A 23637-nucleotide genomic window follows, 5' to 3' on the forward strand; every position below is an offset into this window, starting at 1 on the left:
GAACGCATGGAGGCGATTGTGGCGTCTGCGATCTACGAGTTCAGCACCCCGTTCACCGAGCAGTACGTGGCCAAGGGCCGCGAGCAAGGCCGCGAACAGGGCCGCGCCGAAGGCGAAGCCGCCGCGATCCTGGAAGTCCTGGACGCGCGGGGTATCGCGGTGGGCGACGCGGTGCGCGAGCGCGTCACCGCGTGCACGGACCCGGAGCAGCTTCAGGCGTGGGTGCGCCGTGCCGTCAGGGTCGAGACCGCCGAGGACCTCTTCGGCTGAGGCCGAGCCACCGAACGCGGCCCATCGGTCCAGCGGGTTCGGTCCCGGTACGGCTCGGCCGGTTACGAGCCCCCGAAGCGGATGAGCTCGGCTCCGCTCGCGGAACCGGCGTGATTCTTCGAGGGACCGCACTCCGGCAGCCGAGACCCGCACAGGCCGTGGGCCGCTCCCGAAGGGAACGGCCCACGGTTCTAGGCCGTCGCGTTCTCGGTGTGCGGTACGGAGGAGATCGGAACGGTCCGCCCGGTGGCCGCGCTCTCGACGGCGGCCTCGGCCAGCACGAGCGCGGCCCTGCCGTCCGCGAACCCGGGAGAGGCCTCCCGACCCTCGCGGAGGGCCCGGACGAACTCGTCGAACTCGGCGACGTAGGCGTCGCGGTAGCGGTCGAGGAAGAAGTGCAGGTAGGGCTCCGCCGCCCCGGTCACCGCCGCTCCGTGGGCGCGCACACTCGTCGGCGTCTGATTGGCGGCCTCCAGCATGCCCGTGTCACCGAACGCCTCCAAGCGCTGGTCGTATCCGGACACGCACGTGCGGCTGTTGGTGACAGTGCACAGCGCGCCGTCAACGCCGCGGAGGGTCACCACCGCCTGGTGCGCGTCGTGGGCCGCGATCAGCTCGGGGCGATCGTCCTCGGAGGTGAAGGCGTGCACCTCGGTCACCTCGCCGAGGAAGTACCGCGCCATGTCGAAGTCGTGGATCGTCATGTCCCGGAAGATCCCGCCCGATGCGGCCAGGTATTCAGCCGGCGGCGGTTCCGGGTCCCTGCTGGTGATCCGCAGGCCGCGCAGAGCGCCGATGTCGCCGCCAGCGACCCGGCCGCGGATCCGCCGGAAGGTGGGGTCGAAGCGTCGGTTGAAGCCCATCATCACCCACGGCCGGTACTCGGCGATGTCCGTCCAGCAGCGATCCACCCTGGCCAGGTCCAGATCGATCGGCTTCTCGCACAGCACGGGCCGACCCGCCCGGACCGAGCGGGTCAACAGGTCCACGTGCGTCGGCGTCGGCGAGGCGATGATCACCGCGTCGACGCCGCCGTCCTCCAACACCCGGTCCACGTCGGCGACGGGTCGGCCGCCGTACCGGTCCGTGACGGCTTGGGCCGCGGGCAGGACCGGGTCGCAGACCCATGCGAGTTCGGCTTCCTCGTGCGATGCGACGGAGCGGGCGTGGACCTGGCCGATGCGTCCGGCTCCGAAGAGGGCTACGCGGAACATGTGTGGTCTCCGTTGTTCTCGGGCAGACCGCTGCTCCACGACACCGTTCGAACATCCTCGGTGGCGTCGAGCACAGCGGCGAGCAGTTCCTCGTCGATGGGCGCGGACTCAGCGGCGATCGCGGAGTCCAGATGGTGTGCCTTGGTGGTTCCGATGACGGTCGTCGCCGCCCCGGAGCGCTGGATGGAGAACTGGTTGGCCAGGAAGGCGATGTCGGCGCCCCTGTCCTCGCACACCTTGGCCGCGCGGCGGGCGGCCCGCCGGATCCGCTCTCCCGCACGGACGTCGATCCGCGGGCCCGCAGGGGTGAGCAGCCCGAGTGCGACCGCGGCGGCGTTGATCAGCCCGACCCCGTGCTCGTCGCACACCGGCGCCAACTCGTCGGCCAGGCGGGTGTTGAGCAGGGTGTAGTGGGCGTAGGAGAGCACCGCGTCGAGATCGGTCTCGGAGACCGCACGGATCAGGGCCTCCATGGGGTAGCCGGTCATGCCGACATAGCGGCACTTGCCCTCGTCGCGCAGCCGGAGGAGTTCGGCGTAGGAGTCGGCGAACACTCCGTCCAGTTCGACGAACTCGATGTCGTGGAGGTGGAAGAGGTCCACACGGTCGGTCTGGAGCAGTTCGAGGCTGCGGTGCAGACTCTCCCGGATCCGGCGCGGGGAGAAGTCGAAGTCGTCGGGGCCGAACCGGCCCGCCTTGGTACTGACGACGACGTCGTCCCTCCGGCCCCGCAGCGCCGCGCCGAGGCGCTGTTCGGCCAGGCCACCGCCGTAGTACACCGAGGAGTCGAAGAAGTTGACCCCGGCGTCCAGGGCGCGGTGCACGCTGGACACGGCCTGGGCCTCGTCGGCCCTGCCGAACATGTCTCCCAGCGGAGCGGTGCCGAACGACACCGCTGACACCCGCAGTTCGGTCTTTCCCAGTCGGTTGTAGCGCAAGGTCTCTTTCGCTTCCGTGTCAGCTCTGGCGCCGCTCGGCGGCCGACCGCAGTTCCCGGCGCAGGTGCTCCGGTGTCCACTCCTCTTCCAGCGCCCGGCGCAGGAGGTCGGTCTGGGCGGGCGGGGCCAGCCCCTTGACCGGTGCGTCCAGATCCAGGTTGGTGGGGAAGGGGTAGCCCTCGGCACACGCGGCCACGACGTTGTCCAGCCACTGCTGGGAGGCGCCCTCGGTCCTGCGGTGCAGCAGCACCGGGTAGACCGCGTTGGCGGTGCGCTCGCGGTCGACGGTCTCCATGGCCCGGCCGAAGGCCGAGGAGATCTGCAACAGGTTGGCCATGCGCCGGATCGCGGCCGAACGGTTGTGCCCGGCGGCGTGGAACAGCGCCGGGTTGAAGAACACGGCGTCGCCCTTGGCCAGCGGAAGCTGGACGCGCCGGTCCTCGAAGAAGGCGCGGAACGCGGGCAGGCGCCAGGCGAGGTAGCCCGGCTCGTACTTCTGCGAGTGCGGCAGGTAGAGCGTGGGGCCACTCTCCACCGGCATGTCGCAGTGCGCGACGGCACCCTGGAGAGTCAGCACGGGCGAGAGCATGTGCACGTGCGCCGGGAACGCGGCGGCGTGGTCGTTGGTCAGGAAGCCCAGGTGGTAGTCACGGTGGACGGTCTGCGCCGCTCCGCCGGGGTTGACCACGTTGATCTGCGAGGTGACCTGGTAGCCGGGGCCCAGCCAGGCGGTGGAGGCCAGGGCCAGGATGTCGTTGGCGTAGTAGTCGGCGAAGACCTCGGGTGCGCGCAGGGCCGTCTTCTCCAGGGCGTTCCACACCCGGTCGTTGGCGCCGGGCTTGGCGAAGTGGTCGCCGTGCCCGGCTCCACGCTCCTCCTCGATCAGGGCGTTGAAGGCCTCGGAGGCTCGGTCGACGACGGCGTGGTCGTTGAAGGCGTCCTTGAAGACCGCGATACCGGGACCCTCCATCAGGGCCCGGGCGATCTCGGTCTGGGCCCGATGCCGCCCCTCGGCCGTGGAGCACTCCTCCCTGAGGCGAGCGCTGTCGTAGACCAGGACGTTCTGCTCCACGGAGGTCGCGAGAGGGTAGTCGCGCGGGTCGGTGGACTGATCAACGAGGGCGCGCAGCTCATCGAGGTCGCAGTCGGCTTCGGACAGCCAGTGGCGGGAGCCGGTCGTGGTGGTCGGCATGACGCCTCCTCATTCGGTGAAGTGATGCGGATCACCTACAATCCTAAAAACCAGAAACCCTCAAGCAAGAGCAGAAAACCATCAAATACCCATCAAGGAGAAGTTCGATGCCCGCCCATCGTTATCCAATCCGGGAGATCGCCCGACAGGCGGGAGTCAGCGAGGCCACCGTCGACCGGGTCCTCAACGACCGGGGTGGGGTGCGTGAGAGCACCGTCCGGCAGGTGCGCCAGGCCATCACCGATCTGGACCGACAGCGGACGCAGGTGCGGCTGGGCGGTCGCACCTTCATGATCGACATCGTGATGCACACACCCGAGCGCTTCTCCTCCGCCGTGCGTGCCGCCCTGGAGGCGGAACTGCCGTCGCTGCACCCGGCAGTGGTGCGTTCGCGGTTCCATTTCCGCGAGAGAGGTCCGGTCGGGGATCTGGTCGAGGTCCTCGACCGCATCGCCGCACGCGGAGGATGCCAGGGCGTCATCCTCAAGGCCCCGGACGTCCCCGAGGTCGTCGCCGCGATCGATCGCCTGACGGCGGCGGGGATCCCGGTGGTGACCCTGGTGACGGACCTGCCCACCAGCGGTCGCCTGGCCTACGTGGGGATCAACAACCGCGCCGCGGGGGCCACCGCCGCCTACCTCGTCGGCCAGTGGCTGGGCGACCGCCCCGGCAGCGTGCTCACCACCCTCAGCAGCGGCTTCTTCCGAGGCGAGGAGGAGCGTGAGATGGGATTCCGCGCCGCCATGCGTGCCGACTACCCTGAACACCCCCTGGTGGAGGTCACCGAGACCAACGGCCTCGACGCCGTCATGCGCGACCGTGTCCTGGAGGCCCTGGAGCGCGACCCCGGAATCAGGGCCGTCTACTCGATCGGGGGCGGCAACGTCGCGACGGTCGAGGCGTTCGAGGAGATGAAGCGTGAGTGCTCGGTGTTCATCGCACACGATCTGGACCACGACAACACACGGCTGCTGCGCGAGGGGAGGTTGTCCGTGGTGCTGCACCACGACCTGCGCCAGGACATGCGGCGGGCCTGCCAGATCGTCATGCAGGCACACCGTGCGCTTCCCGGCGGCATCCACTCCTGGTCGTCCGCCATCCAAGTCGTCACGCCCTACAACATGGACGTGCGTGCTCCTGGGGCACTCGGCGGACTTCCCTTCACGTGAGACGGCCGGATGAGGCCGGAACCGCCGACACCACGCCCTCGGCGGTCGCCGCCCGCCGAACCGGTTCCCGACCACCGCCGCGGGTCTGGGAACGGGGGCCGGTGGGAACCATCGTGGAGGAGTACACGCACACCGACCGGTGCGGCCCCCTCGATCGACACGGAGGACTCCACCCGATGAGCGACACAGGCGGCCCCGCCGCCGTCGACCGGCACTTCCGGGACACGGTCACCGCCCTGACCCCGGCCGAGCCGCGCCCCGCAGCGGCGCCGATCACGCCCGACAGCCCGGTCACCGGCGACGACCTGCTACGGATCTTCACCGCCCAGGCGGGCAGTCGGCAGCTCGACTTCGCCGCGCGCGAACTGGGAGCCAGGAAGCAGGGTTTCTACAGCATCGGATCCTCGGGCCACGAGGGCAACGCCGCGGTCGCCGCCGCGCTGCGCCCCAGCGACCCCGCGCTCCTGCACTACCGCTCCGGCGCCTTCTTCCTGTACCGCAGCGGCCAGCTCCCCGGACAGCAGCCGTTGTGGGACGTCCTGCTCGGCGTCGTCGCCGCCACGGAGGAACCGATCAGCGGCGGTCGGCACAAGGTGTTCGGCAGCAGGCCCGCCGCCGTGATCCCCCAGACCTCGACCATCGCCTCGCACCTGCCGCGAGCGGTGGGCCTGGCGTTCTCCATCGAACGCGCGGCCCAACTCGGAGTGGAGAACGCGTGGCCGACCGACGCCGTGGTGGTGTGCAGCTTCGGCGACGCCTCCGCCAACCACTCCACGGCGGTGGGCGCGATCAACGCGGCCCTGCACTCGGCCCGCCAGGGCATCCCCGTGCCCGTCCTGTTCGTGTGCGAGGACAACGGCATCGGGATCAGCGTGCGCACCCCGGCGGGGTGGATCGACGACGCCTACGGCCACCGGCCGGGACTGCGCTACTTCGCCTCGGACGGCAGCGACCCGTGGGACGCGCTGTCGGCGGCGACCGACGCCGCCGACTGGGTGCGCCGGAACCGGGCGCCCGCGTTCCTGCGGCTCCGGACCGTCCGGCTCATGGGGCACGCCGGGTCCGACGTGGAGACCGCCTACCGGAGCCGGACCGAGATCGCGGCGGGTCTGGAGCGCGACCCGCTCGTGGGCACCGCGCGTCTTCTCGTCTCCTCCGGCGTGCTCACCCCCGAGGAGGTCGTCGACCGCTACGACCGCATCCGCGACGAGGTCGCCGAGCTCGCCGAGAAGGCGTGTGCCCGGCCCAAGCTCCGGTCGGCGGCCGAGATCGCCGCGCCGCTCGCGGCACACCGCCCCGAGGCGGTGCGCGCCGACGCCGCCCGCACGGCGCCGGAGGCCGAACGCCGACGGGCCTTCAGGGGATCGCCGCCCGAGGAGGAGGGGCCGGTGACCTTCGCCCAGGCCGTCAACGGCACGCTCGCCGACCTGCTGTGCCGTGACCGCGACGTCCTGGTGTTCGGTGAGGACGTGAGCCGCAAGGGCGGCGTGTACGGCGTCACGAAGGGGCTGCGCAAGCGGTTCGGGGCGCGCCGGGTCTTCGACACGCTGCTGGACGAGCAGAGCGTCCTGGGCGCCGCCCTCGGGGCGGGGCTCGCGGGCTTCGTGCCGGTCCCCGAGATCCAGTACCTGGCCTACCTGCACAACGCCGAGGACCAGATCCGCGGCGAGGCCGCCACGCTGTCCTTCTTCTCACGGGGCCAGTACCGCAACCCGATGGTCGTGCGCATCGCGGGCTACGCCTACCAGAAGGGCTTCGGCGGGCACTTCCACAACGACAACTCGGTGGCCGCGCTGCGGGACGTCCCCGGCGTCGTGATCGCCTCACCGGCCCGGGCCGACGACGCCGCCCACATGCTCCGCACCTGCGTGGCGGCGGCGCGCGAGGACGGCCGGGTCTGTGTCTTCCTCGAGCCGATCGCGCTGTACCACACACGCGACCTGCACGAGCCCGGCGACGGCGGATGGCTGGCGCCCTACCCGCCGCCGGACGGCTGGGACGAGCGCCACGTCGGGCTCGGCCGGGCCCGCGCCTACGGCGACGGGGCCGACCTGACCCTGGTCACGTTCGCCAACGGGGTGCCCATGTGCCTGCGCGTGGCACGCCGCCTGGCCGAGCGCGGGATCCACGCCCGGGTGCTGGACCTGCGCTGGCTCGCCCCGCTGCCCGTCGCCGACCTGCGCAGGGAGGCCGAGGCCACGGGCCGTGTGCTGGTCGTCGACGAGACCCGCCGTACGGGAGGCGTGGCCGAGTCGGTGCTCGCCGAGCTCGTCGACGCGGGGTTCGGCGGCGTGATGGGGCGGGTGAACAGCATGGACAGCTTCGTCCCCCTGGGCCCGGCCGCCGACCGGGTGCTGTTGAGCGAGGAGATGATCGAGGCGGCCGCCGGGCGGCTGCTGTCCGCCGACCCCCGGGGAGCGTGACGCCGGGGCATCGGGATCTCCACGGCCGAGCCGACATGGACGCCGTAGCGAGGCCGGGCTGAGCCCCGGCGTCGTCGTGCGGCATCCGCGGGACCGGTCCGCCGGCAGGTGTGGGCGCCGCCGGTAGACCGGTCCTCACCGCTTCCCACCAGTCCGGTCAGCGTCTCCTCGCCGGGGCCGGACGTCGGATCTCACCCGGTCCGGCCGTGCGCGCGGACGCCTGTCGGCGTCCCCAGGCGGACCGCCGACACGGTACCGGCGATGCGCGTGCCGCGCCGCCCTGCACGGGCTGATCCCGGTCCGCCGGGTCGGAGCGCGGGAACCGCGGGCCCCCACGGGCCGACGCGATCCGCACACCCGCATCGGCCGCGGCGCTGGCCTGTGCCTACACCGAATCCACGGTCAAGGCACCCTCTTGTGCTGCGATGACGTCACGGTCGTGATCGCTGACCTTGACTCCCCCTGTGACCGAGCTTACAGTTCCGATATATGCAGATTGTCAGACAATCTTCAATCTGAGTTCTCGGAGTCTTCGTGACCGGCCCGGCAGCCCCGCCCCATCGGGCCGAGAGCCGGTACAGCCGAGAGGTCCGCCGATCGATGCCCCCAGGCGCGAGGGAGAAGGTGCGTGAGATGATGGAGTCAGTACTCGTCGGAGTGGACCGGAGCGACGGTTCCAGACGGGCGGTGGAGTTCGCGCTGAAGCGGGCCCGCCTGAACCAGTGGCGCGTCACCATCGCGCACGTCGTCACCTGGTCGCCCTTCTCGCTGCGCTCGCCGGAGGACAACGAGTCCCGGTCCGCGGCCCGCCGGGCCGAGGTCGCCCGCGCCCGGGAGGAGGTCATCGACCCCGTCCTGACCTGGGCCGGGTCCCAGGACCTCCTCACCGGCGTCACGGTGGCGACGGCCATCCGCCACGGCCGCCCCTCGGAGGTCCTCGCCGACCTCGCGGACCAGGACGACCACGGACTCGTCTTCGTCAGCCGGACCGGTGAGTCGAACCTGCGCACGGCGATCTTCGGGAGCACCGCCAGCCGCCTGGTCCAGCACGCTCCGGTCGCGGTGGTGGTGGTCCCGTGACACCGACGATGGTTCTCGCCGCGTCGACGACATCGGCCGTCGACTCCCAGATCGAACGCTTCTTCGGGCCGGTCGCCGAAGGCCTGGCCAGTGTCGTCTTCTACTCCGTGCCGCTGTTCGGCGCCGAGGTCCCGCTCATCGTGACGTGGCTCGTCATCGCGGGCGCCTTCTTCACCGTCTGGCTCAAGTTCCTCAGCGTCCGAGGCATGAAGCACGGACTGGACCTGGTGCGCGGCAGGTACACCCGCTCCGACGACGCTGGCGAGGTGACCCACTTCCAGGCCCTCGCGACGGCGGTCGCGAGCACCGTGGGGCTCGGCAACATCGCCGGAGTCGCCGTCGCCGTCACCGTCGGCGGCCCGGGAGCGGCGTTCTGGATGGTGGTCGCCGGCTTCTTCGGCATGTCGACGAAGATGGCCGAGTGCATGCTCGCGGTCAAGTACCGCCAAGTGCACGAGGACGGCACCGTCTCCGGCGGACCGATGTACTACCTCAGCCGCGGACTGGCCGAGCTCGGCCGCCCGGGGATCGGCAGGTTCCTCGCCGCGGGCTGGGCCGTCAGCATGATGATCGCGGCCCTGGGGACCAACGCCTTCCAGGCCAACCAGTCCACCCAGCAACTGGTCGACGTCATCGGACAGAACTCGTGGCTGGCAGGCAACCGCTGGGTGATCGGCGTGGCCCTCGCGCTGTTCGTCGCGTTCGTCATCATCGGCGGGATCAAGTCGATCGCCAGGGTCACCAGTGTGATGGTGCCGGTCATGGCCGTCGTCTACGTCCTCGCCTGCCTGACCGTCATCACGGTCAACATCGGAGGACTGCCCGGCGCCGTCGCTCAGATCGTCACGGGCGCGTTCTCGCCCGAAGGCGTGGCGGGAGGCGTCATCGGGTCCCTCATCGTCGGTTTCCAACGGGCGACGTTCTCGAACTCCGCCGGAGTCGGGGACGCGGCGATCGCGCACTCGGTGGTCAGGACCGGGCGACCGGCGACCGAGGGCTTCGTCGCCTCCCTCGAGCCGTTCGTCGACACGATCATCATCTGTTCGATGACCGCCGTCACGATCACCGTGACCGGAGTGTGGCAGGCATCCGACGCGGCGGAGGTCACCGGCGTGACCCTGACCTCGCGCGCCTTCGAGACCGTGCTCCCCTGGTTCCCCTACGTCCTGGCGGTCGCGGTGCTGCTGTTCGCGGTCTCCACCATCCTCAGCAACTCGTACTACGGCATGAAGGGCTTCGGATACCTCCTGAAGGACAGCCGCAGGGCCGAACAGGTCTACAAGGGCGTGTTCCTCGGCTTCACCGTCATCGGCGCCGCGTCGACGCTGGGACCGGTGATCCTCTTCGCGGACTCGATCTTCTTCGTCCTGGCGATGTTCAACGTGGTGGGGCTGTACTTCCTCGCCAAGGTCGTCCGCCGAGAGTTCTCCCGGTACTGGGAGGGACTGCGGGCGGGCGAGTTCGACACGGAGCCCAAGGCCCGGAACCTGGGTTGACCCGACGACGACGGCGCCGCGGGGAGCCCGCGGCGCCGTCGTCGTCCCTCGGATCAGACCCGGTAGATCCGCCCCGTGTCGATCCCCTCGACCGACCGCACGAACGCCTGGGCGACGTCGGCCGCCGCGACGGACGGGAAACCGGGGAAGAAGTCGCCGTACCTGTCCAGCGACTCCGTCAGGACGGTGGGACTCACCGCGTTGAGACGGTGTTCGCCGCCCATCTCGGCCGCCGCCGCGGCGACCCACGACTCCAGCGCGCCGTTGACCGCGGCGGCCACGCTGCCCGAGCGGATCCGCTCCCGCCCGATGATCCCGGAGATCAGGGTGAACGATCCTCCGGTGCGCGTCTGGTCCACGGCCTGCCTGACGAGTTCGATCTGGCCGAGGAGCTTGCTCTCGATCCCGGACGTCCAGGCGGCGCGATCCAACTGCTGCCAGGGGCCGAACGGCGTCGACCCGGCGGTGCACACGACGGCGTCCAGTTCACCGACCTCGTCCAGCAGGTCGTGGATCCGTTCGGGATCGGAGATGTCCACCGGCCACCCGACCGACCCGCGATGCGCGGCGACGACGTCGTGGCCGCGGTCGGACAGGGCCGTGCGCACGGCGCCGCCGATGGTTCCGGACGCTCCGACATGCAGAATCCTCATGGATACTCCCTACGCGTTCTGGTGGACGACCGAGTGCCAGGGCTTGGCCGCGAGCCCGGTGATGTCGGACATGACGTGCTTGATCCGCGTGTACTCGTCGAAGGAGTACGTCGACATGTCCTTGCCGTAGCCGGAGGCCTTCATGCCCCCGTGCGGCATTTCCGAGATGATCGGGATGTGGTCGTTGATCCACACCGTGCCGGCCGAGAGCGAGCGCGCGGCCCGCTGCGCGCGGTAGACGTCCCGGGTCCAGGCCGAGGCGGCCAGTCCGAAGGGCACGTCGTCGGCGAGCCGGAAGGCCTCGTCGTCGGTGTCGAAGGGAAGCACGGCCAGGACCGGACCGAACACCTCCTCCTGGACGATCTCGCTGCGCTGGTCCGCTCCCACGATCAGCGTCGGCTCGTAGTAGGCGCCCGCGGCCAGCTCGCCCCCGGGGGCGCCTCCCCCGGTCACGGCCCTGGCTCCGGCGGACACGGCGCGGTCGACCATCGCGGCCACGCGGTCGCGCTGCCGGAAGGACACCAGCGGTCCCATGTCGGTGGCGGGGTCGGCCGGCGCGCCCAGGCGCACGGACCGCATCAGTTCGGCCACGCCGGACACGAAGTCGTCGAAGAGGTCGCGGTGGACGTAGGCGCGGGTGGCCGCGGTGCAGTCCTGGCCGGTGTTGATGAGCGCGCCCGCGACGGCGCCGCGCACCGCCGCGTCCAGGTCGGCGTCGTCGAAGACCACGAACGGCGCCTTGCCGCCCAGTTCGAGGTGGGTCCGGGTCCCGTTGGCGGCGGCGAGCCCGGCGATGTGCCGACCGACCGCCGTGGAGCCGGTGAAGGAGGTCATGCCGATCTTCGGGCTGGTGACCAGGGCCTCGCCGACGACCGGTCCCGTGCCGTTGACGACGTTGACCACACCCGCGGGCACCCCGGCGCGCTCGCAGGCGTGGGCGAGCATGAGTGTGGTGAGCGGGGTGTTCTCCGCGGGCTTGAGGACGATGGTGTTGCCCGCGGCCACGGCCGGGAGGATCTTCCACATGGCCATCTGCAACGGGTAGTTCCAGGGGGCGACGGATCCGACGACGCCGATCGGTTCGCGGCGGATCATGGAGGTGTGTTCGGCGGAGTACTCCCCCGCCGCCTTGCCCTCGAGGTTGCGGGCGGCTCCGGCGAAGAACCAGACGTTGTCGATGGAACCGGGGACGTCGAACCCGCGGCTGAGGCGGATCGGCTTGCCCGCCTGCGCGGTCTCGGCCTGCGCCAGGTCCTCGGCGACGGTCTCGAGTTCGGCGGCGAGGCGGTGCAGGACGGTGGAGCGCTCCGCCGGGGTCGCGGACGCCCAGGCGGGGAACGCCTCGGCCGCGGCGTCCACGGCGGCGCGGACGGCCTCCGGTGTGTCCGCGCGGTAGGTCCATACGGTCCTTCCGGTCGACGGATCGACGACCTCGAGTTCGGGGCCGTCCCCGACTCCGGGGATCCCGCCGATGTGGTTGCTCGTCTCCAGACGGTCGAACTTCACGTGTGCTCCTGGTGTTCGGGCAGCACCGGTCAGACCGCCTCGCGAGAGGGGGCGGTCCGACGGTGCTGCCTGTGGGGTTGTGGAAGGGCGGCGGTCAGTCCTCGCGCCGCCCGATGAGCTTGACGACCTCGTCCGCGCTCCTGCCGATGTGCTCCTTGACCTCGGCCGCGATCCACTCCCCGTCACCGGAGTCGATCGCGTCGACGAGGCGCTGATGCATCTCGGCGTCGCGCTCGGGATCGGCCCGGGCCGCCTGGTCTGTCGAGATCGCCATCCGGATCTGCGATTCCACCAGTGGCCAGATCCGCACCAGCATCTGGTTCTCCGACCCCTCCCACAGGGCGCGGTGGAGTTCCAGGTGGGTGATGTCGGACTGGAGGGGGTCGTCGCCCTCGAGCGCGTCCAGGTGTTCCCGCAGAGCCTGCCGCAGCCGCTTCATCCCCTCCCCGTCCCGGTGCTCGGCCAGGTGGAGGGCGGCGACGGTCTCCAGTGACACCCGGACCGCCGCGACGTCGAGGAGGTCCTGCGGGCTGGGCGTGGCGACCCGCACCCCCTTGTACGGCTCCTGCACCAGGGACCCCTCGTGGATCAGCTGGTGGATCGCCTCACGGATGGTCGGGCGGCTGACCCCCAGGGAGTCGGCGAGCGCGGACTCCCTCACCCTCTGCCCGGGGGCGAGTTCGCCGGAGAGGAGAGCACGACGAATCGCCGCCACGACGACCTCACGCCTGGTGGCGTTGCTGACGGGTGCCAGTGCCGACCCGGATGTCCGTCCGATCGTCATTCTCGTGTCCTCTTTCCTCTCGTCGGTACCCGGTGGTACCGACCCTCGTGACCGGTCGTGCGCGGTTCAGCGCCGTGACCGGTGCGCACCCCGCCGGAACCGGCGGGGGCTCGTCAGGGGATCCTCCGACACCTCCCCCCTGATGAGCCGCCGGACGGTGCGGGCGGTGCCCGGAGCCAGGGTCAGGCCGAGCATCCCATGGCCGGAGGCGACCCAGACGTTGCCGCCATTGTCCAACGACCCCACGACCGGTCGGCCGTCAGGCGTCATAGGACGCATACCCGCCCACACCTCCCGGTGCGGCGCCTCGGGGTCCCAGTCCCGGAAGCCCTCGCTCGCGGCGCGTTTGATCGCCTCGGCCCTGGTGCGGTCGACCCTGTCGTCGAAACCCGAGAACTCCATCGTTCCGGCCAGCCGCACCATGCCGTCGAGCGGTGTGACGGCGACCCGGGCGTCCTCCAGCGTCAGGGAGGTCCTGAGTGCCAGGGGCGCGGGCGCGTAGTCCACGCTGTAGCCCTTGCCGGGGTGGATCGGGAGGGGTACTCCCAGCTTCCTCGACAACGGGCCGCTCCAGACCCCCGCGGCGAGGACGACCCCGTCGCACGGCAGCCGTCCGTGGGCCGTGACGACCCCCTGGACGCCGGAGGCGCCGCGTTCGAACGCCCTCGCCTCGGAGTGTTCCCTGACTTCACCGCCGAGCTCGCGCACGTGGTCCGCCAGGGCCGACGTCAGCGAGTCGGGCTCGATCTGCCGGTCTCCCGGGTAGTACAGGCCGTGCCGGATCCGGTCCGACAGAGCGGGCTCGACGCGGTGGACGCCGTCGGCGTCCAGGACCTCGGCCTGCGCCCCGAAGCGGTCGAACACCGCCTGGTAGCCCAGTCGGGCCTCGAAGTGCTCACCGCTCTCGTAGGCGAGGAGCACACCGCGTCGGTGCGTCTCGAACTCCAGCCCCTGCGACCGCCACTCGTCGAAGAGCGCGTCGGCCTCCGTCGCCAGCCTCAGGTGCAGTTCCAGGCCGGAGCGGAAGTCGGTCTCGTTGCAGTGCCGGGCCATCCGCAGCAGGAACCGGAGATGGCCGGGGGCGAGGGAGGGCTTGACGTAGAACGGGCTGTCCGGCCGCAGCATCCACTTCAGACCCTGCACGATCATGCCGGGCGCCGGGACGGGGCCGGACTCGGCGACCGCGATCTTGGCCGCGTTGCCGTGCGAGGCCTCCGCTCCGGCGGCTCCGGCGTCGACGACCACGACGTCGTGTCCGTCCCGCACCAGTTCGTAGGCGCAGGCCAGGCCGACGACGCCCGCGCCGACCACGACGATTCTCATGTCATCCCTCCCTCGAAGGCCTGTGTGCGGCGGCTCAGATCGCACCCGCGGCGCTGAGCAGCGCGGCGAACTCCGCGCGGGCGGACTCGTCGAGCGGGCCGAACGGTGCGCGCACCGGTCCCACGGGGTGGCCGGTCAGCTCCATGCCGGTCTTGACCGCGGCGGCGTAGTGGTGTGCCTCCAGGAAATCGCAGACGGGCCAGATCCGCTCCCACAGTCGGCGGCCCTCGGCCAGGTCGCCGCGCACCGCGAGGGCGTCCCACAGCCGCACGGACAGCTCGGGGACGACGTTGGCGGCGCCCCACACCGATCCGGTCGCTCCGCTGGCCAGCCCGAAGAAGGTGAGCGTGTCCCAGCCGTTGAACGCGGTGATGCGGTCGGAGTGCTTCACCAGGAGCTCGCCCAGGGCGACGGCGTCGCCGGAGGTGTCCTTGAGGTACTCGACGCCCTCGATGTCGCCGAGCTCGGCGATCTGCTCGGCGGTGAGCCTCACGCCCGTCGCGGCCGGGATGTTGTAGTACACGATGGGCAGGTGGGCGGCCTCGTGGACGGCCTCCAGGTGGCTTCGGAGCTGGGCGGCGTCGGGGGCGTCGTAGTACGGCGGCACCACCATGAGCGCGTCGGCTCCCACCTCGGCCGCGTGGGCGCTGAGCTCCACGGTCTCGGCCGTGGACGGCGCGCCGGGGCTGGCGACGACCGGTACGCGTCCGGCGGCGGCCTTGACGCAGATCTCATGGAGCCGCTTGCGCTCGGCGGGCGTCAGTGCCGTGAACTCGCCGGTGCTGCCGCCCGGCACCAGACCGTGCACGCCGGCCTCGATCAGCCGGTCGATGTGCGCCGTCAGAGCGTCGGCGTCGATCCTGCCGCCGTCGGGCGTGAAGGGCGTGGGCAGGGCGACCAGGATGCCGGTGAGCGTGGTCTTGTCGGACATGGGATGCCGTCTCCTCGTCATGGTGTCGATCGGGCCGGTTCGACCGAGCCGGCACGGAGCCCACCGCGGGCCGCGGTCGCCGTGACGGGTTGACCACGTCAAGGCGGGCTCCTCCGAGAGCTTGCATGCAGATTGTCTGACAATCTGCGACAATATGAATGTAGGGAGCGTCACACGGCGATGTCAACCTGACCCGCCCAGCACGCCCGCGGCGGTTGATTCACAGCCGGGACCAGGGGAGACTTCGATGCACAGGAGGCAGCGCATGGACGGAACGCGGATGATCACGTCGGTCGACGTGCACGCGGAGGGCGAGCCGGGCCGCGTTCTCCTCGGCGGCCATCTCCAGGTGCGGGGCGCGACGATGTCCGAACGGCTGGAGTGGTGCGCGAAGAACCTGGACGACCTGAGGGCGCTGCTCCTGCGCGAGCCCCGCGGGCACCCCGCCATGTGCGGGGTGCTCGTGCTGCCCCCGGTCAGTCCCGAGGCCGACGCGGCGATCATCATCCTGGAGAACGGCGGGTTCCGGCCGATGTCCGGAAGCAACACGATGTGCGCCGTCACCGCCCTGCTGGAGACCGGGGCCCTGCCGATGCACGCCCCCGAGACGGTCGTGCGGATCGACACGGCGGCCGGGCCGGTCGAGGCGACCGCGACGGTCGCCGACGGCAAGGTCCGCGCGGTCCGGGTCCGCAACGTGCCCGCGTGGGCGGTCGCCCTCGACACCCCCGTCTCGGTGTCCGAGTACGGCGACGTCCTGGCCGACGTGGCCTTCGGCGGCCAGTTCTACGTGCAGGCCCCCGCCGCGGCCCTCGGCGTCGAGCTGGGCGCGCGGAACGCGCCCGCGATCGTCCGGGCGGGCATGGCCCTCCTGGCCGCCGCACGGGAACAGGTCCCGGTGCGCCACCCCGACGACCCGAACCTGGACCAGATCTCCCTGGTGATGCTGCACGGTCCGACCGACAGGCCGGGCGTGTCGGCGCGCAACAGCGTCGTCCTGCCCAACGGCGAGCTCGACGCGGCGCGGCCCGAGACGTGGCGGGGCTCGATCGACCGCTCCCCCTGCGGGACGGGGACCTCGGCGCGCATGGCGTGCCTGCACGCCCGAGGCGAGCTCGCCCTCGACACGCCGTTCGTGCACGAGGGGATCCTGGGCACCACGTTCGAGGGCAGGCTGCACGAGCGCGTCCAGGTCGCCGGACGCGACGCCGTGGTCCCCTCCATCAGGGGGCGCGCCTGGATCACCGGGATCAACCAGCACGTCCTGCATCCCGACGACCCGTTCCCCCGCGGCTACACGGTGGGAGACCTGTGGGGCGACAGCTCCTGGTGACGGCGGCCGGCGCACCGACCGCCGCCGAGCGGGCGCTGCTGGCCGAAGGGGACCGGGCGTGGCGCACCGCGTGCCGCGCGTCCCCCGGCGGGAGGGGACCCGTTCCGAGATGCGCCTCCCCTCAGAGAAGGGGGCGGTCAGGGTGAGGTCTCGTCCAGGTGCCCGTGGACACGGTCGGAGAGCAACGCGAGCTGGGCGAGCTCGTCCGGGGTGAGGGCGTCGATGACCAGACGCCGGACCAGTGCCGCGTGCCGGGGCGCGGCGGCTTCGATGGCCGCGCGACCGGCGGACGTGATGGCGACCAGACGCCCGCGCCCGTCCTCGGCGCACTCCTCCCGCGCCACCAGTTCCCGTTTGACCATCCTGGAGATCTGGTGCGACAGGCGGCTCTGCTCCCACTCCAGGGTCGTGGCCAGGTCCTGGAAGCGCTGACGGCCGTCCGGGACGTCGGTGAGCGCGACGAGGATCTCGTAGTCGGCCCCGGAGAGCTTGGCATGCGTCTGCAGGTCGCCGCCCAACCTGGTGTGGAGCCTCCGGTACAGGCGGACGAAGGTGCGCCAGGCGTGCTGCTCCGGCGCGGTCAGCCACTGGGGTGCGTCGTTCATGTGCGAGGAGTCTACCCAGGAACTTGACATGTCATGTACCCACTCGACTAAAGTGATTGACGCGTCATCTAATTCTCGACAGGGATAGATGATGTGACATGTATGCGACGGAGCCGTCCCCCGACCTTCGAACGGAAACCTCCATGAACATCGTCCTGTGGATCCTGGCCGCCCTGCTCGCCCTGGCCTTCCTGGCGTCCGGCGGCATGAAACTGGCCCAGTCCAAGGAGAAGCTGGTCGCCTCGCCGAACATGGCGTGGGCCGAGGGCTTCTCACCGGGCCTCATCAAGTCGATCGGCGCCTTGGAGGTCCTGGCGGCGGTCGGCCTGATCCTGCCCGCCTTGTTGGGCGTCCTCCCCGTCCTCGTGCCGCTGGCCGCCGTGGGCCTGGTGCTGCTGATGCTCGGCGCGGCGGTGACCCACGGCAGGCGGGGCGAGTTCGGCTCGATCCCGGTGAACGCCGTGCTGATCGTGCTGGCCGGCGTGGTGGCCTGGGGTCGCTTCGGCCCCTACCCCTTCAGCTGACCACCGGCCGCCGCCCGAGCGGTCCCCTTGACCGAGACCGTCGACACACCCACCGAACCACACCTCCACGAACGGAGAAACCGCCATGAACGACACGAAGACCATCGTGGTCACCGGAGCGACGGGGGCACAGGGCGGAGGCGCCGCGCGGGCGATCCTCGCCGACCCGGACTCGGGCTTCGCGGTACGCGCGCTCACCCGGAACCCCGCCTCGCCCGCCGCCGGGGAACTCGCCGAACTCGGGGCCGAGATCGTCCAGGCGGACTTCCACGACGAGCCGACCGTGCACCAGGCGTTCGAGGGTGCGTACGGCGCCTTCCTCGTCACGAACTTCTGGGCGCACGGCTCAGCGGCCAAGGAGACGGAGGAGATCAACGTCCTGGTCCGGGCTGCCCAGGCCGCAGGCCTGCGCCACGTGGTCTGGTCGACGCTGGAGGACACCCGCGAGCTGCTGCCCCTGGACGACGACCGCATGCCCGTCCTCCAGGGCGCGTTCAACGTGCCGCACTTCGACGCCAAGGGCGAGGGCAACGAGCTGTTCAGGGCGGCCGGAGTGCCGACGACCTTCCTGAACACCACGTTCTTCTTCCAGGGCTTCCTGCGGACCTTCGCCCCCCGGCGCGGCGAGGACGGCGTCCTGACGGTCACCCTGCCGTTCGAGGACGGCAAGCTCCTTTCCGGAGTGGACGTGGCGGACATCGGCCGGACGGCTCTGGCCGTCCTCAGGGGCGGCGAGAGGTTCCTCGGCGCAACCGTCAGCCTGGCGGGCGACCACCTGACCGGCGCGGAGTACGCGGAGAAGCTGGGAACGGCGATCGGCGAGCCCGTGCGCTTCCAGTCGGTGCCCTACGACGTCTTCCGGAACCTGGACATCCCGGCGGCCGGGGAGATCGCCAACATGTTCCAGTTCTACGGTGACTTCGACCAGCAGTTCACCGGCGCTCGCGACCTGGAGCGGCTGCGCGAGATCAACCCCGCGCTCAGGAGCTTCGACGCCTGGCTGGCCGAGAACGCCTCGAAGATCGAGGTGGGCTGAACGGGCACCCCGAGCGCGCTGGAGGCCCGGTCCCGGCCTCCGGCGCGGTGCCGGGGTCGGAACGGCCACGTCCCACGGTGCGCGCCGGACACACACATGACGCGTCCTATGTCGAGAAGGGATGGCGACGCATGCAGTTCGGCATCTTCACCGTCGGCGATGTGACCACCGACCCGGCCACGGGCCGTGCGCCGACCGAGCAGGGGCGCATCAAGGCGATGGTCGCCATCGCGCGGAAGTCCGAGGAGGTCGGCCTCGACGTCTTCGCCACCGGCGAGCACCACAACCGGCCCTTCGTCCCCTCCTCCCCGACCACGATGCCCGGGTGGATCGCCGCGCGCACCGAGCGGATCATTCTGTCCACGGCCAGCACGCTGATCACCACGAACGACCCGGTCAAGATCGCCGAGGACCACGCGATGCTCCAGCACCTGGCCGACGGTCGCGTGGACCTGATGATGGGCCGGGGCAACACCGGCCCGGTCTATCCGTGGTTCGGCCAGGACATCCGCCAGGGCATCCCGTTGGCCCTGGAGAACTACAACCTCCTGCACCGGCTCTGGCGCGAGGACGTCGTCGACTGGGAGGGCAGGTTCCGCACCCCGTCGCAGGGCTTCACCTCCACCCCGCGCCCGCTGGACGGTATGCCGCCGTTCGTCTGGCACGGCTCCATCCGCTCCCCGGTCGCCGAGCAGGCCGCCTCCTACGGCGACGGGCGCTTCGCCAACAACATCTTCTGGCCCAAGGAGCTTCCCAATGCTGATGTCAAGCCGCTGCCGTGACTGGCGGCGTGGCTTGGTAGCACGCTCCGTCACGGATCATCGCCCACAAGACGTTGGCCCGCCGCCGGGCCAACGCCAGCAGGGCCTGCTTGTGCCCTTTGCCCTCGGAGCGCTTGCGCTGGTAGTACGCCTTGGACGCTGGACAGCACTTGAGGCTGGCCAGCGCCGACAGGTAGGACACCCTCAGCAGGCCCCGGTTGAACCGGCGCGGTCTTCGCAGGTTTCCGCTCACCTTCCCGGAGTCACGTGGTGCGGGGGCCAGTCCGGCGAAGGCCGCCAACCGGTCGGCGGTGCCGAAGGCGTCCATCTCGCCGCCGGTCGCGGCGATGAACTCGGCGCTGAGTCGGGGCCCCATGCCGGGCAGGCTCTGGATCACCTCGGCGTGCGGATGCTCGCGAAACCGGGCCTCGATGAGCGTCTCGGTCTCGGCGATCTCCTCGTCCAGGGCCATCACCCCCTTGGCCAGGCGGGCGACCACGATCGCGGCCAGTTTCTCCCCGGGCAGGGACGTGCGTTGGGCCTGGGCGGCGTCGATGGCGGTGCGGGCCAGCGCGGCGGCCCCGTGGACGCCGCGCGCCCTCAACCACGTCTCCAGGCGCCTGGCTCCCATCCGGCGGATCGCGGCGGGGGTCTGGTAGCCGGTCAGCAGCACGGCCGGGCCCTTGTTGGTCAGGTCCAGGGCCCGCTCCAGGGCGGGAAAGATCTCCAGCAGATGAGCGCGCAGCCGGTTGATGGCCCGGGTGCGGTCGCACACCAGGTCCACGCGACGGGTGGTCAGGGTGCGCAGGTCCACGGCGATCTCGTCGCCGGGCCGCAACAGGCCCAGGTCCCGGCGCATGCGGGCCTGGTCGGCGATGACGAACGCGTCCTTGGCGTCGGTCTTGCCCTCGCCTCGGTAGGTGCCCGAGGCGCGGTGCACGGCCAGGCCGGTGATGTAGACCATGGGCTGGTCATGGGCCAGCAGCAGCCCGATCAGCAGGGCGGCGCCTCCGTGGTTGAGGTCCACGGCCCACAGGACGTCCCCGTCCAGGGCCAGAACGTCGGCGAGCAGGTCCAGGAGGACAGCTTCGTCGTTGGCCACACGGCGCGACAGCAGCCGCTCGCCCTGGGCGTTGATCGCCACGCAGTGGTGGTGTTCCTTGCCGATGTCCACTCCGGCCCAGATTCGGGGCACGGGCACCTCCGCCAGCTCGTTGTTCATCGATCCCGCGGACGACCTCGCCGGCGCTGCCCTACAGAGCGATCAAGTCGCAGTTCCCAATTAGCGGTCGAGTCGTCGCGGGGCTCAGGGCAGCCAAGCTCCTTGAGCCATCGAGCGGCGCACACCCATCAGCCATACCCCGAGCCCCTGGGTGACCCAACCCTACGAACGGCTCGATCAACCCGAAAAGAAAGGTAGGACACCTCCAACGCCTGATCGACCTGTACCGGGAGCGGTACGCGCACCACGGCCACGGCAGTCCCGAGGAGACCGTCGTCGGTCTCGGCGGCCACGTCTACATGCGGCACAGGTCCCAGGACGCGATCCGGGAGTTCCGCCCCTTCTTCGACCACTCACGGCAGATGGGCGGCGGGGCCTCCCTGGAGGAGTACATGGAGCGGACCCCGCTGACCGTCGGCACCCCCGGACAGGTCATCGAGAAGACGCTCGCCTTCCGTGAACACTTCGGCGACTACCAGCGCCAACTGTTCGTCGTGGACGGCGGTGGCGTTCCGCAGAAGGCCGTGCTGGAACGGATCGACATGCTCGGCGAGGAGGTCGTGCCCATCCTGCGGCGCGAGTTCGCCAGGAACCGCCCGGCCCGCGTACCCGACGCCCCACCCACGCGTCACTGATGACCGCCCGCGACGCTGACCGCACGGGGACCGCCGACCCGGTGGGCTGAGAATCCGAAGGCACGGTCCCACCAACTCAGTACGTGCCGCGGACTCCATCACACCCGGCGCGAAGCTGCTGGCTAGCCAACGGTCGGGGTCCATCCCCGCGTGCGCGGGGAGCAGTCCAGACGGAGAGCCGGGTCCGAGCACGGCCCGGGTCCATCCCCGCGTGCGCGGGGAGCAGGCGTACTCGGCGTAGGTCGCCGCGGCCTCGTCGGGTCCATCCCCGCGTGCGCGGGGAGCAGGCCGTCGGCGTGGGCAGAAGCTGCTCGACCACGGGTCCATCCCCGCGTGCGCGGGGAGCAGGATGCCCGCATCTTGCGGTTCCGCGCCGAGCAGGGTCCATCCCCGCGTGCGCGGGGAGCAGACTTCCCGACCTGGGCTTCCACGCTCTCCGGTAGCTCACATCCGCACGTTGGTGAAAATCAGACACAAAAGACAAGAACGTACATCAAGCTCCATGAGCCACAAGGCCCCACTCGCCATCGAAGGGTCCGCCCAGCCCCATCACCTCACACCATCCATGGAATGACAACCTCTGCTCATCCGATGGCCACGGGTTGGCGTCCTGCCGGTGGGTCCAGGATGGGACCGACACCACCACCGGCAGGACGCTGGAACGGGCGACCACCGCCGACACGACCGCGGGCCCTCTCCGTGTCGACCGCTGCCGCGCTCGGCGCGAGGCGTCAGCCGAGCTGGAAGTCGGCGACCCGGATGGGTGTGGAGGGCTGGTCCCCGGCCTCCTGGTAGAAGACCGACAGCACGCCCTCGGAGGCGACCCTGGACTCGTCCACGAGCACCTCGCCGAACGCGTCGATGTCGGACCCGTCGTGGACCATCGTCCAGTCGGTCCAGCCGGACTCGCTGGTCGCGGCCATGATCCGACCGAAGGGCATGACCACGTAGGCGGTGTCCTCGTCGGTCAGGACGAGCCGGGAGCGGCCGAAGGCCCGGAGCGGCTCGGGGATCTCGAACTTGTGCCACCGGCCCGCGTCGTCCTGGTACAGGTGGAAGGCGTAACCCTGGTTGCGGCGGTCGCGGACGAAGTCGGTGGAGCAGTGCCCGAACCGGCCCGGCCGGTAGCTGATCACCACGTGCGGGTTCCCCTCGGAGTCGACCGCCTGCGACTCCTGGTTCATCAGGGCGTAGTTCAGCGGCAGCGGGTCGACCACGTGTCCGGGAGTGTCCACGGACACCAGGTGGGAGGTCCCCGTCACCGCGGCCAGGGCGCCGTTGTCGGTGCGCCAGGTGCGCCCCCGGTCGTCGCTGTAGACGTAGCCGGTGTCGTGGTTGGACAGCCCGCCCGGGTGGCAGAGGATGTCTCCGCCCGCAGCGGTCTCGCGCCAGGTGAAGGACGCGTGCAGGCGTCCGTCGTCCCCGTAGCCGATGCCGTGCAGGTACATGTTGCGGCTGGTGCTGACCGCGCCGTTGGCCGCGTAGGAGCCCGCGGGGGACGACCACGCGCCCAGGTGCGTCCAGTCTCCGTCCTCGTCGTACTCGGCCAGTTCCAGGGTGCCGTTGCCGGAGCCGCCGGTCCGGTAGGCGAGCTGGAGCCCGTCGTCGGGGGCGTCGATGAACCGGGGGTAGGTGATCGAGCCGATGTCCAGACCGGCGAGGTCCCGGCTGATCGGTTCGAAGGAGTCGGCGCTCCAGGGCGCGTCGTCGGTGAGCAGCCCCGCCGCCGAACGCGTGTAGTACACCGGGTTGTTGTGGGTGTCCATGGCCACGTGCAGGCGGCCGTCCTCGGCGGAGACGCCCAGGGAGATGCTGTTGTGGGAGTCGTTCACCGTGAGCCGGTGCGGTAGCCGGACGGTCCGCCAGTCTCCGCCGTCGAGGTCGCGTCGGGCGACGACGGCGTGGCGGGACTCGGTGTACCAGGCGGCGTACTGGTAGTCGCCGTGGGTGATGATGCCGGACTGCTGGTAGGAGCCGTTGTTGACCAGTCCGTCGTAGGAGACGAAGTACAGGGCCTGCTCGTCCAGGGTCCGCTGGCCCAGGGGTGTGGCCGAGGGCGCGTCGGCGGCGGCCGGGACGGCCGGGGCGACGACGAGCGGACCGGCCAGGGCCAGGGCCAGGGCCGTGTTCAGGACACGGCGGACGGTGGGGGTGTGAGGGAGCATCGGGGACCTTTCCGCTGGGGGTTCGGGGGTCAGGGAAGGTGGAAGATCTCGGTGAGCGGGAGCATGCCCTCGTCGGGACGGCCGGGCAGGTCCTCGAAGAACGGCGCCATCTCGGCCTGCCAGCGGTCGTTGACGTCGGTGCGGGCCATGGCGGCGCGGGCCGCCTCGAAGTCCTCGGTCTCCAGGTAGCCGACGACCATGCCCTCGTCGGTGCAGAAGAGCGAGTAGTTGCGCCAGCCGGTGGCGCTGAGCGCGTCGCGCATCTCCGGCCACACGGCGGCGTGCCGTTCCTTGTACTCCTCCAGCCGTTCCCGGCGGACCTTGAGGACGAAGCAGACGCGCTGCAACGGCGCTCCTTTCCATGACGGTCGAGGGGG

Annotated in this window: 20 protein-coding genes, 2 pseudogenes and 1 CRISPR repeat array; of the genes and pseudogenes, 10 read left to right on the top strand and 12 right to left on the bottom strand. The window is 70.8% G+C overall.

Annotated elements, in window-relative coordinates; translation table 11 throughout:
- Nucleotides 1-270: pseudogene (locus ACIBFB_RS10300) on the top strand (hypothetical protein); the annotation flags it as partial.
- Between the two features lie 191 nt (nt 271-461).
- Here ACIBFB_RS10300 and iolG read toward each other — a convergent pair.
- From iolG to ACIBFB_RS10315, 3 genes are read right to left on the bottom strand one after another with little or no spacing between them, the layout of a single operon-like run.
- Nucleotides 462-1484: an inositol 2-dehydrogenase gene (gene iolG, locus ACIBFB_RS10305; protein WP_397228476.1), complete on the bottom strand. Its 1023-nt coding sequence runs from the start codon at nt 1482-1484 to the stop codon at nt 462-464.
- Nucleotides 1472-2422, bottom strand: coding sequence for an aldo/keto reductase (locus tag ACIBFB_RS10310; protein ID WP_397228478.1), 951 nt, complete (start codon nt 2420-2422; stop codon nt 1472-1474). Before ACIBFB_RS10310 ends, iolG begins: the two co-directional genes overlap by 13 nt.
- A 19-nt stretch (nt 2423-2441) precedes the next feature.
- Nucleotides 2442-3614 (bottom strand): phytanoyl-CoA dioxygenase family protein, encoded by a 1173-nt coding sequence (locus tag ACIBFB_RS10315; RefSeq protein ID WP_397228480.1) that lies wholly within the window; start codon nt 3612-3614, stop codon nt 2442-2444.
- 107 nt (nt 3615-3721) lie between these two features.
- On the opposite strand from ACIBFB_RS10315, the gene ACIBFB_RS10320 reads away from it, so the two are divergent.
- The 4 genes from ACIBFB_RS10320 (at nt 3722) to ACIBFB_RS10335 (ending at nt 9782) form a co-directional block, all read left to right on the top strand.
- On the top strand, nt 3722-4783 hold the full coding sequence (locus ACIBFB_RS10320; protein ID WP_397228482.1) for a LacI family DNA-binding transcriptional regulator: 1062 nt from the start codon (nt 3722-3724) through the stop codon (nt 4781-4783).
- A 176-nt stretch (nt 4784-4959) separates the two neighbouring features.
- A complete protein-coding gene (locus tag ACIBFB_RS10325; RefSeq protein WP_397228484.1) occupies nt 4960-7206 on the top strand; it encodes a thiamine pyrophosphate-dependent enzyme in 2247 nt (748 codons plus the stop codon).
- Nucleotides 7207-7839: 633 nt separating this feature from the next.
- Entirely contained in the window at nt 7840-8286 is a 447-nt protein-coding gene (locus ACIBFB_RS10330) for a universal stress protein (RefSeq protein ID WP_397228485.1), read from the top strand.
- Nucleotides 8283-9782: an alanine/glycine:cation symporter family protein gene (locus ACIBFB_RS10335; protein ID WP_397228486.1), complete on the top strand. Its 1500-nt coding sequence runs from the start codon at nt 8283-8285 to the stop codon at nt 9780-9782. The genes ACIBFB_RS10330 and ACIBFB_RS10335 overlap by 4 nt, the downstream gene beginning before the upstream one ends.
- 53 nt (nt 9783-9835) lie before the next feature.
- Here the strand turns inward: ACIBFB_RS10335 and ACIBFB_RS10340 are convergent, their stop codons facing one another.
- The 5 genes from ACIBFB_RS10340 to ACIBFB_RS10360 form a co-directional block, all read right to left on the bottom strand.
- Entirely contained in the window at nt 9836-10435 is a 600-nt protein-coding gene (locus tag ACIBFB_RS10340) for a short chain dehydrogenase (protein WP_397228488.1), read from the bottom strand.
- A 9-nt stretch (nt 10436-10444) separates the two neighbouring features.
- Nucleotides 10445-11941 (bottom strand): gamma-aminobutyraldehyde dehydrogenase, encoded by a 1497-nt coding sequence (locus ACIBFB_RS10345; RefSeq protein WP_397228490.1) that lies wholly within the window; start codon nt 11939-11941, stop codon nt 10445-10447.
- Nucleotides 11942-12035: 94 nt separating this feature from the next.
- Nucleotides 12036-12725, bottom strand: coding sequence for a GntR family transcriptional regulator (locus ACIBFB_RS10350; RefSeq protein WP_397228492.1), 690 nt, complete (start codon nt 12723-12725; stop codon nt 12036-12038).
- A gap of 66 nt (nt 12726-12791) precedes the next feature.
- A complete protein-coding gene (locus ACIBFB_RS10355) occupies nt 12792-14048 on the bottom strand; it encodes an NAD(P)/FAD-dependent oxidoreductase (protein ID WP_397228494.1) in 1257 nt (418 codons plus the stop codon).
- A gap of 34 nt (nt 14049-14082) precedes the next feature.
- The gene (locus tag ACIBFB_RS10360) at nt 14083-14979 is read right to left on the bottom strand and encodes a dihydrodipicolinate synthase family protein (protein WP_397228496.1); all 897 of its coding nucleotides are present in this window, start codon (nt 14977-14979) and stop codon (nt 14083-14085) included.
- 247 nt (nt 14980-15226) lie between these two features.
- Here ACIBFB_RS10360 and ACIBFB_RS10365 point away from each other — a divergent pair, with 247 nt between their 5' ends.
- The gene (locus ACIBFB_RS10365) at nt 15227-16312 is read left to right on the top strand and encodes a proline racemase family protein (RefSeq protein WP_397228498.1); all 1086 of its coding nucleotides are present in this window, start codon (nt 15227-15229) and stop codon (nt 16310-16312) included.
- Between the two features lie 137 nt (nt 16313-16449).
- Here ACIBFB_RS10365 and ACIBFB_RS10370 read toward each other — a convergent pair whose 3' ends face one another.
- Nucleotides 16450-16917, bottom strand: coding sequence for a MarR family winged helix-turn-helix transcriptional regulator (locus tag ACIBFB_RS10370; RefSeq protein ID WP_397228500.1), 468 nt, complete (start codon nt 16915-16917; stop codon nt 16450-16452).
- Nucleotides 16918-17060: 143 nt separating this feature from the next.
- Between ACIBFB_RS10370 and ACIBFB_RS10375 the strand changes: the two genes are divergently transcribed.
- The 3 genes and pseudogenes from ACIBFB_RS10375 to ACIBFB_RS10385 form a co-directional block, all read left to right on the top strand.
- Complete coding sequence (locus tag ACIBFB_RS10375) at nt 17061-17441, top strand: DoxX family protein (RefSeq protein ID WP_397228502.1); 381 nt, start codon at nt 17061-17063, stop codon at nt 17439-17441.
- A gap of 85 nt (nt 17442-17526) precedes the next feature.
- Nucleotides 17527-18477 carry an NmrA/HSCARG family protein gene (locus ACIBFB_RS10380; RefSeq protein WP_397228504.1) on the top strand — a complete coding sequence of 317 codons (951 nt, stop codon included), beginning with the start codon at nt 17527-17529 and terminating at the stop codon, nt 18475-18477.
- 131 nt (nt 18478-18608) lie between these two features.
- Nucleotides 18609-19223: pseudogene (locus tag ACIBFB_RS10385) on the top strand (LLM class flavin-dependent oxidoreductase); the annotation flags it as partial.
- A 19-nt stretch (nt 19224-19242) separates the two neighbouring features.
- Here ACIBFB_RS10385 and ACIBFB_RS10390 read toward each other — a convergent pair.
- Nucleotides 19243-20460, bottom strand: coding sequence for an IS110 family transposase (locus ACIBFB_RS10390; protein ID WP_397228506.1), 1218 nt, complete (start codon nt 20458-20460; stop codon nt 19243-19245).
- A gap of 221 nt (nt 20461-20681) precedes the next feature.
- Between ACIBFB_RS10390 and ACIBFB_RS10395 the strand changes: the two genes are divergently transcribed.
- A complete protein-coding gene (locus ACIBFB_RS10395) occupies nt 20682-21095 on the top strand; it encodes a hypothetical protein (RefSeq protein ID WP_397229233.1) in 414 nt (137 codons plus the stop codon).
- Between the two features lie 136 nt (nt 21096-21231).
- Nucleotides 21232-21504: direct repeats of the CRISPR family, unit length 29 nt; unit sequence GGGTCCATCCCCGCGTGCGCGGGGAGCAG.
- 322 nt (nt 21505-21826) lie between these two features.
- On the opposite strand, the gene ACIBFB_RS10400 is transcribed toward ACIBFB_RS10395, so the two are convergent.
- Nucleotides 21827-23260 carry a BNR repeat-containing protein gene (locus tag ACIBFB_RS10400; RefSeq protein WP_397228508.1) on the bottom strand — a complete coding sequence of 478 codons (1434 nt, stop codon included), beginning with the start codon at nt 23258-23260 and terminating at the stop codon, nt 21827-21829.
- Between the two features lie 29 nt (nt 23261-23289).
- The gene (locus ACIBFB_RS10405) at nt 23290-23607 is read right to left on the bottom strand and encodes an L-rhamnose mutarotase (RefSeq protein ID WP_397228510.1); all 318 of its coding nucleotides are present in this window, start codon (nt 23605-23607) and stop codon (nt 23290-23292) included.
- Nucleotides 23608-23637: the final 30 nt, after the last annotated feature.

Origin of the sequence: Nocardiopsis sp. NPDC050513 (assembly GCF_044457925.1) — a bacterium.
GTDB lineage: Bacteria > Actinomycetota > Actinomycetes > Streptosporangiales > Streptosporangiaceae > Nocardiopsis.

What these genes read in the sequence shown, in the direction of transcription:
- iolG (WP_397228476.1), bottom strand. Translation starts at nt 1,484, where the DNA reads ATGTTCCGCGTAGCCCTCTTCGGAGCCGGACGCATCGGCCAGGTCCAC.
- ACIBFB_RS10315 (WP_397228480.1), bottom strand. Translation starts at nt 3,614, where the DNA reads ATGCCGACCACCACGACCGGCTCCCGCCACTGGCTGTCCGAAGCCGAC.
- ACIBFB_RS10320 (WP_397228482.1), top strand. Translation starts at nt 3,722, where the DNA reads ATGCCCGCCCATCGTTATCCAATCCGGGAGATCGCCCGACAGGCGGGA.
- ACIBFB_RS10325 (WP_397228484.1), top strand. Translation starts at nt 4,960, where the DNA reads ATGAGCGACACAGGCGGCCCCGCCGCCGTCGACCGGCACTTCCGGGAC.
- ACIBFB_RS10330 (WP_397228485.1), top strand. Translation starts at nt 7,840, where the DNA reads ATGATGGAGTCAGTACTCGTCGGAGTGGACCGGAGCGACGGTTCCAGA.
- ACIBFB_RS10340 (WP_397228488.1), bottom strand. Translation starts at nt 10,435, where the DNA reads ATGAGGATTCTGCATGTCGGAGCGTCCGGAACCATCGGCGGCGCCGTG.
- ACIBFB_RS10350 (WP_397228492.1), bottom strand. Translation starts at nt 12,725, where the DNA reads ATGACGATCGGACGGACATCCGGGTCGGCACTGGCACCCGTCAGCAAC.
- ACIBFB_RS10355 (WP_397228494.1), bottom strand. Translation starts at nt 14,048, where the DNA reads ATGAGAATCGTCGTGGTCGGCGCGGGCGTCGTCGGCCTGGCCTGCGCC.
- ACIBFB_RS10360 (WP_397228496.1), bottom strand. Translation starts at nt 14,979, where the DNA reads ATGTCCGACAAGACCACGCTCACCGGCATCCTGGTCGCCCTGCCCACG.
- ACIBFB_RS10365 (WP_397228498.1), top strand. Translation starts at nt 15,227, where the DNA reads ATGCACAGGAGGCAGCGCATGGACGGAACGCGGATGATCACGTCGGTC.
- ACIBFB_RS10370 (WP_397228500.1), bottom strand. Translation starts at nt 16,917, where the DNA reads ATGAACGACGCACCCCAGTGGCTGACCGCGCCGGAGCAGCACGCCTGG.
- ACIBFB_RS10375 (WP_397228502.1), top strand. Translation starts at nt 17,061, where the DNA reads ATGAACATCGTCCTGTGGATCCTGGCCGCCCTGCTCGCCCTGGCCTTC.
- ACIBFB_RS10380 (WP_397228504.1), top strand. Translation starts at nt 17,527, where the DNA reads ATGAACGACACGAAGACCATCGTGGTCACCGGAGCGACGGGGGCACAG.
- ACIBFB_RS10390 (WP_397228506.1), bottom strand. Translation starts at nt 20,460, where the DNA reads ATGAACAACGAGCTGGCGGAGGTGCCCGTGCCCCGAATCTGGGCCGGA.
- ACIBFB_RS10400 (WP_397228508.1), bottom strand. Translation starts at nt 23,260, where the DNA reads ATGCTCCCTCACACCCCCACCGTCCGCCGTGTCCTGAACACGGCCCTG.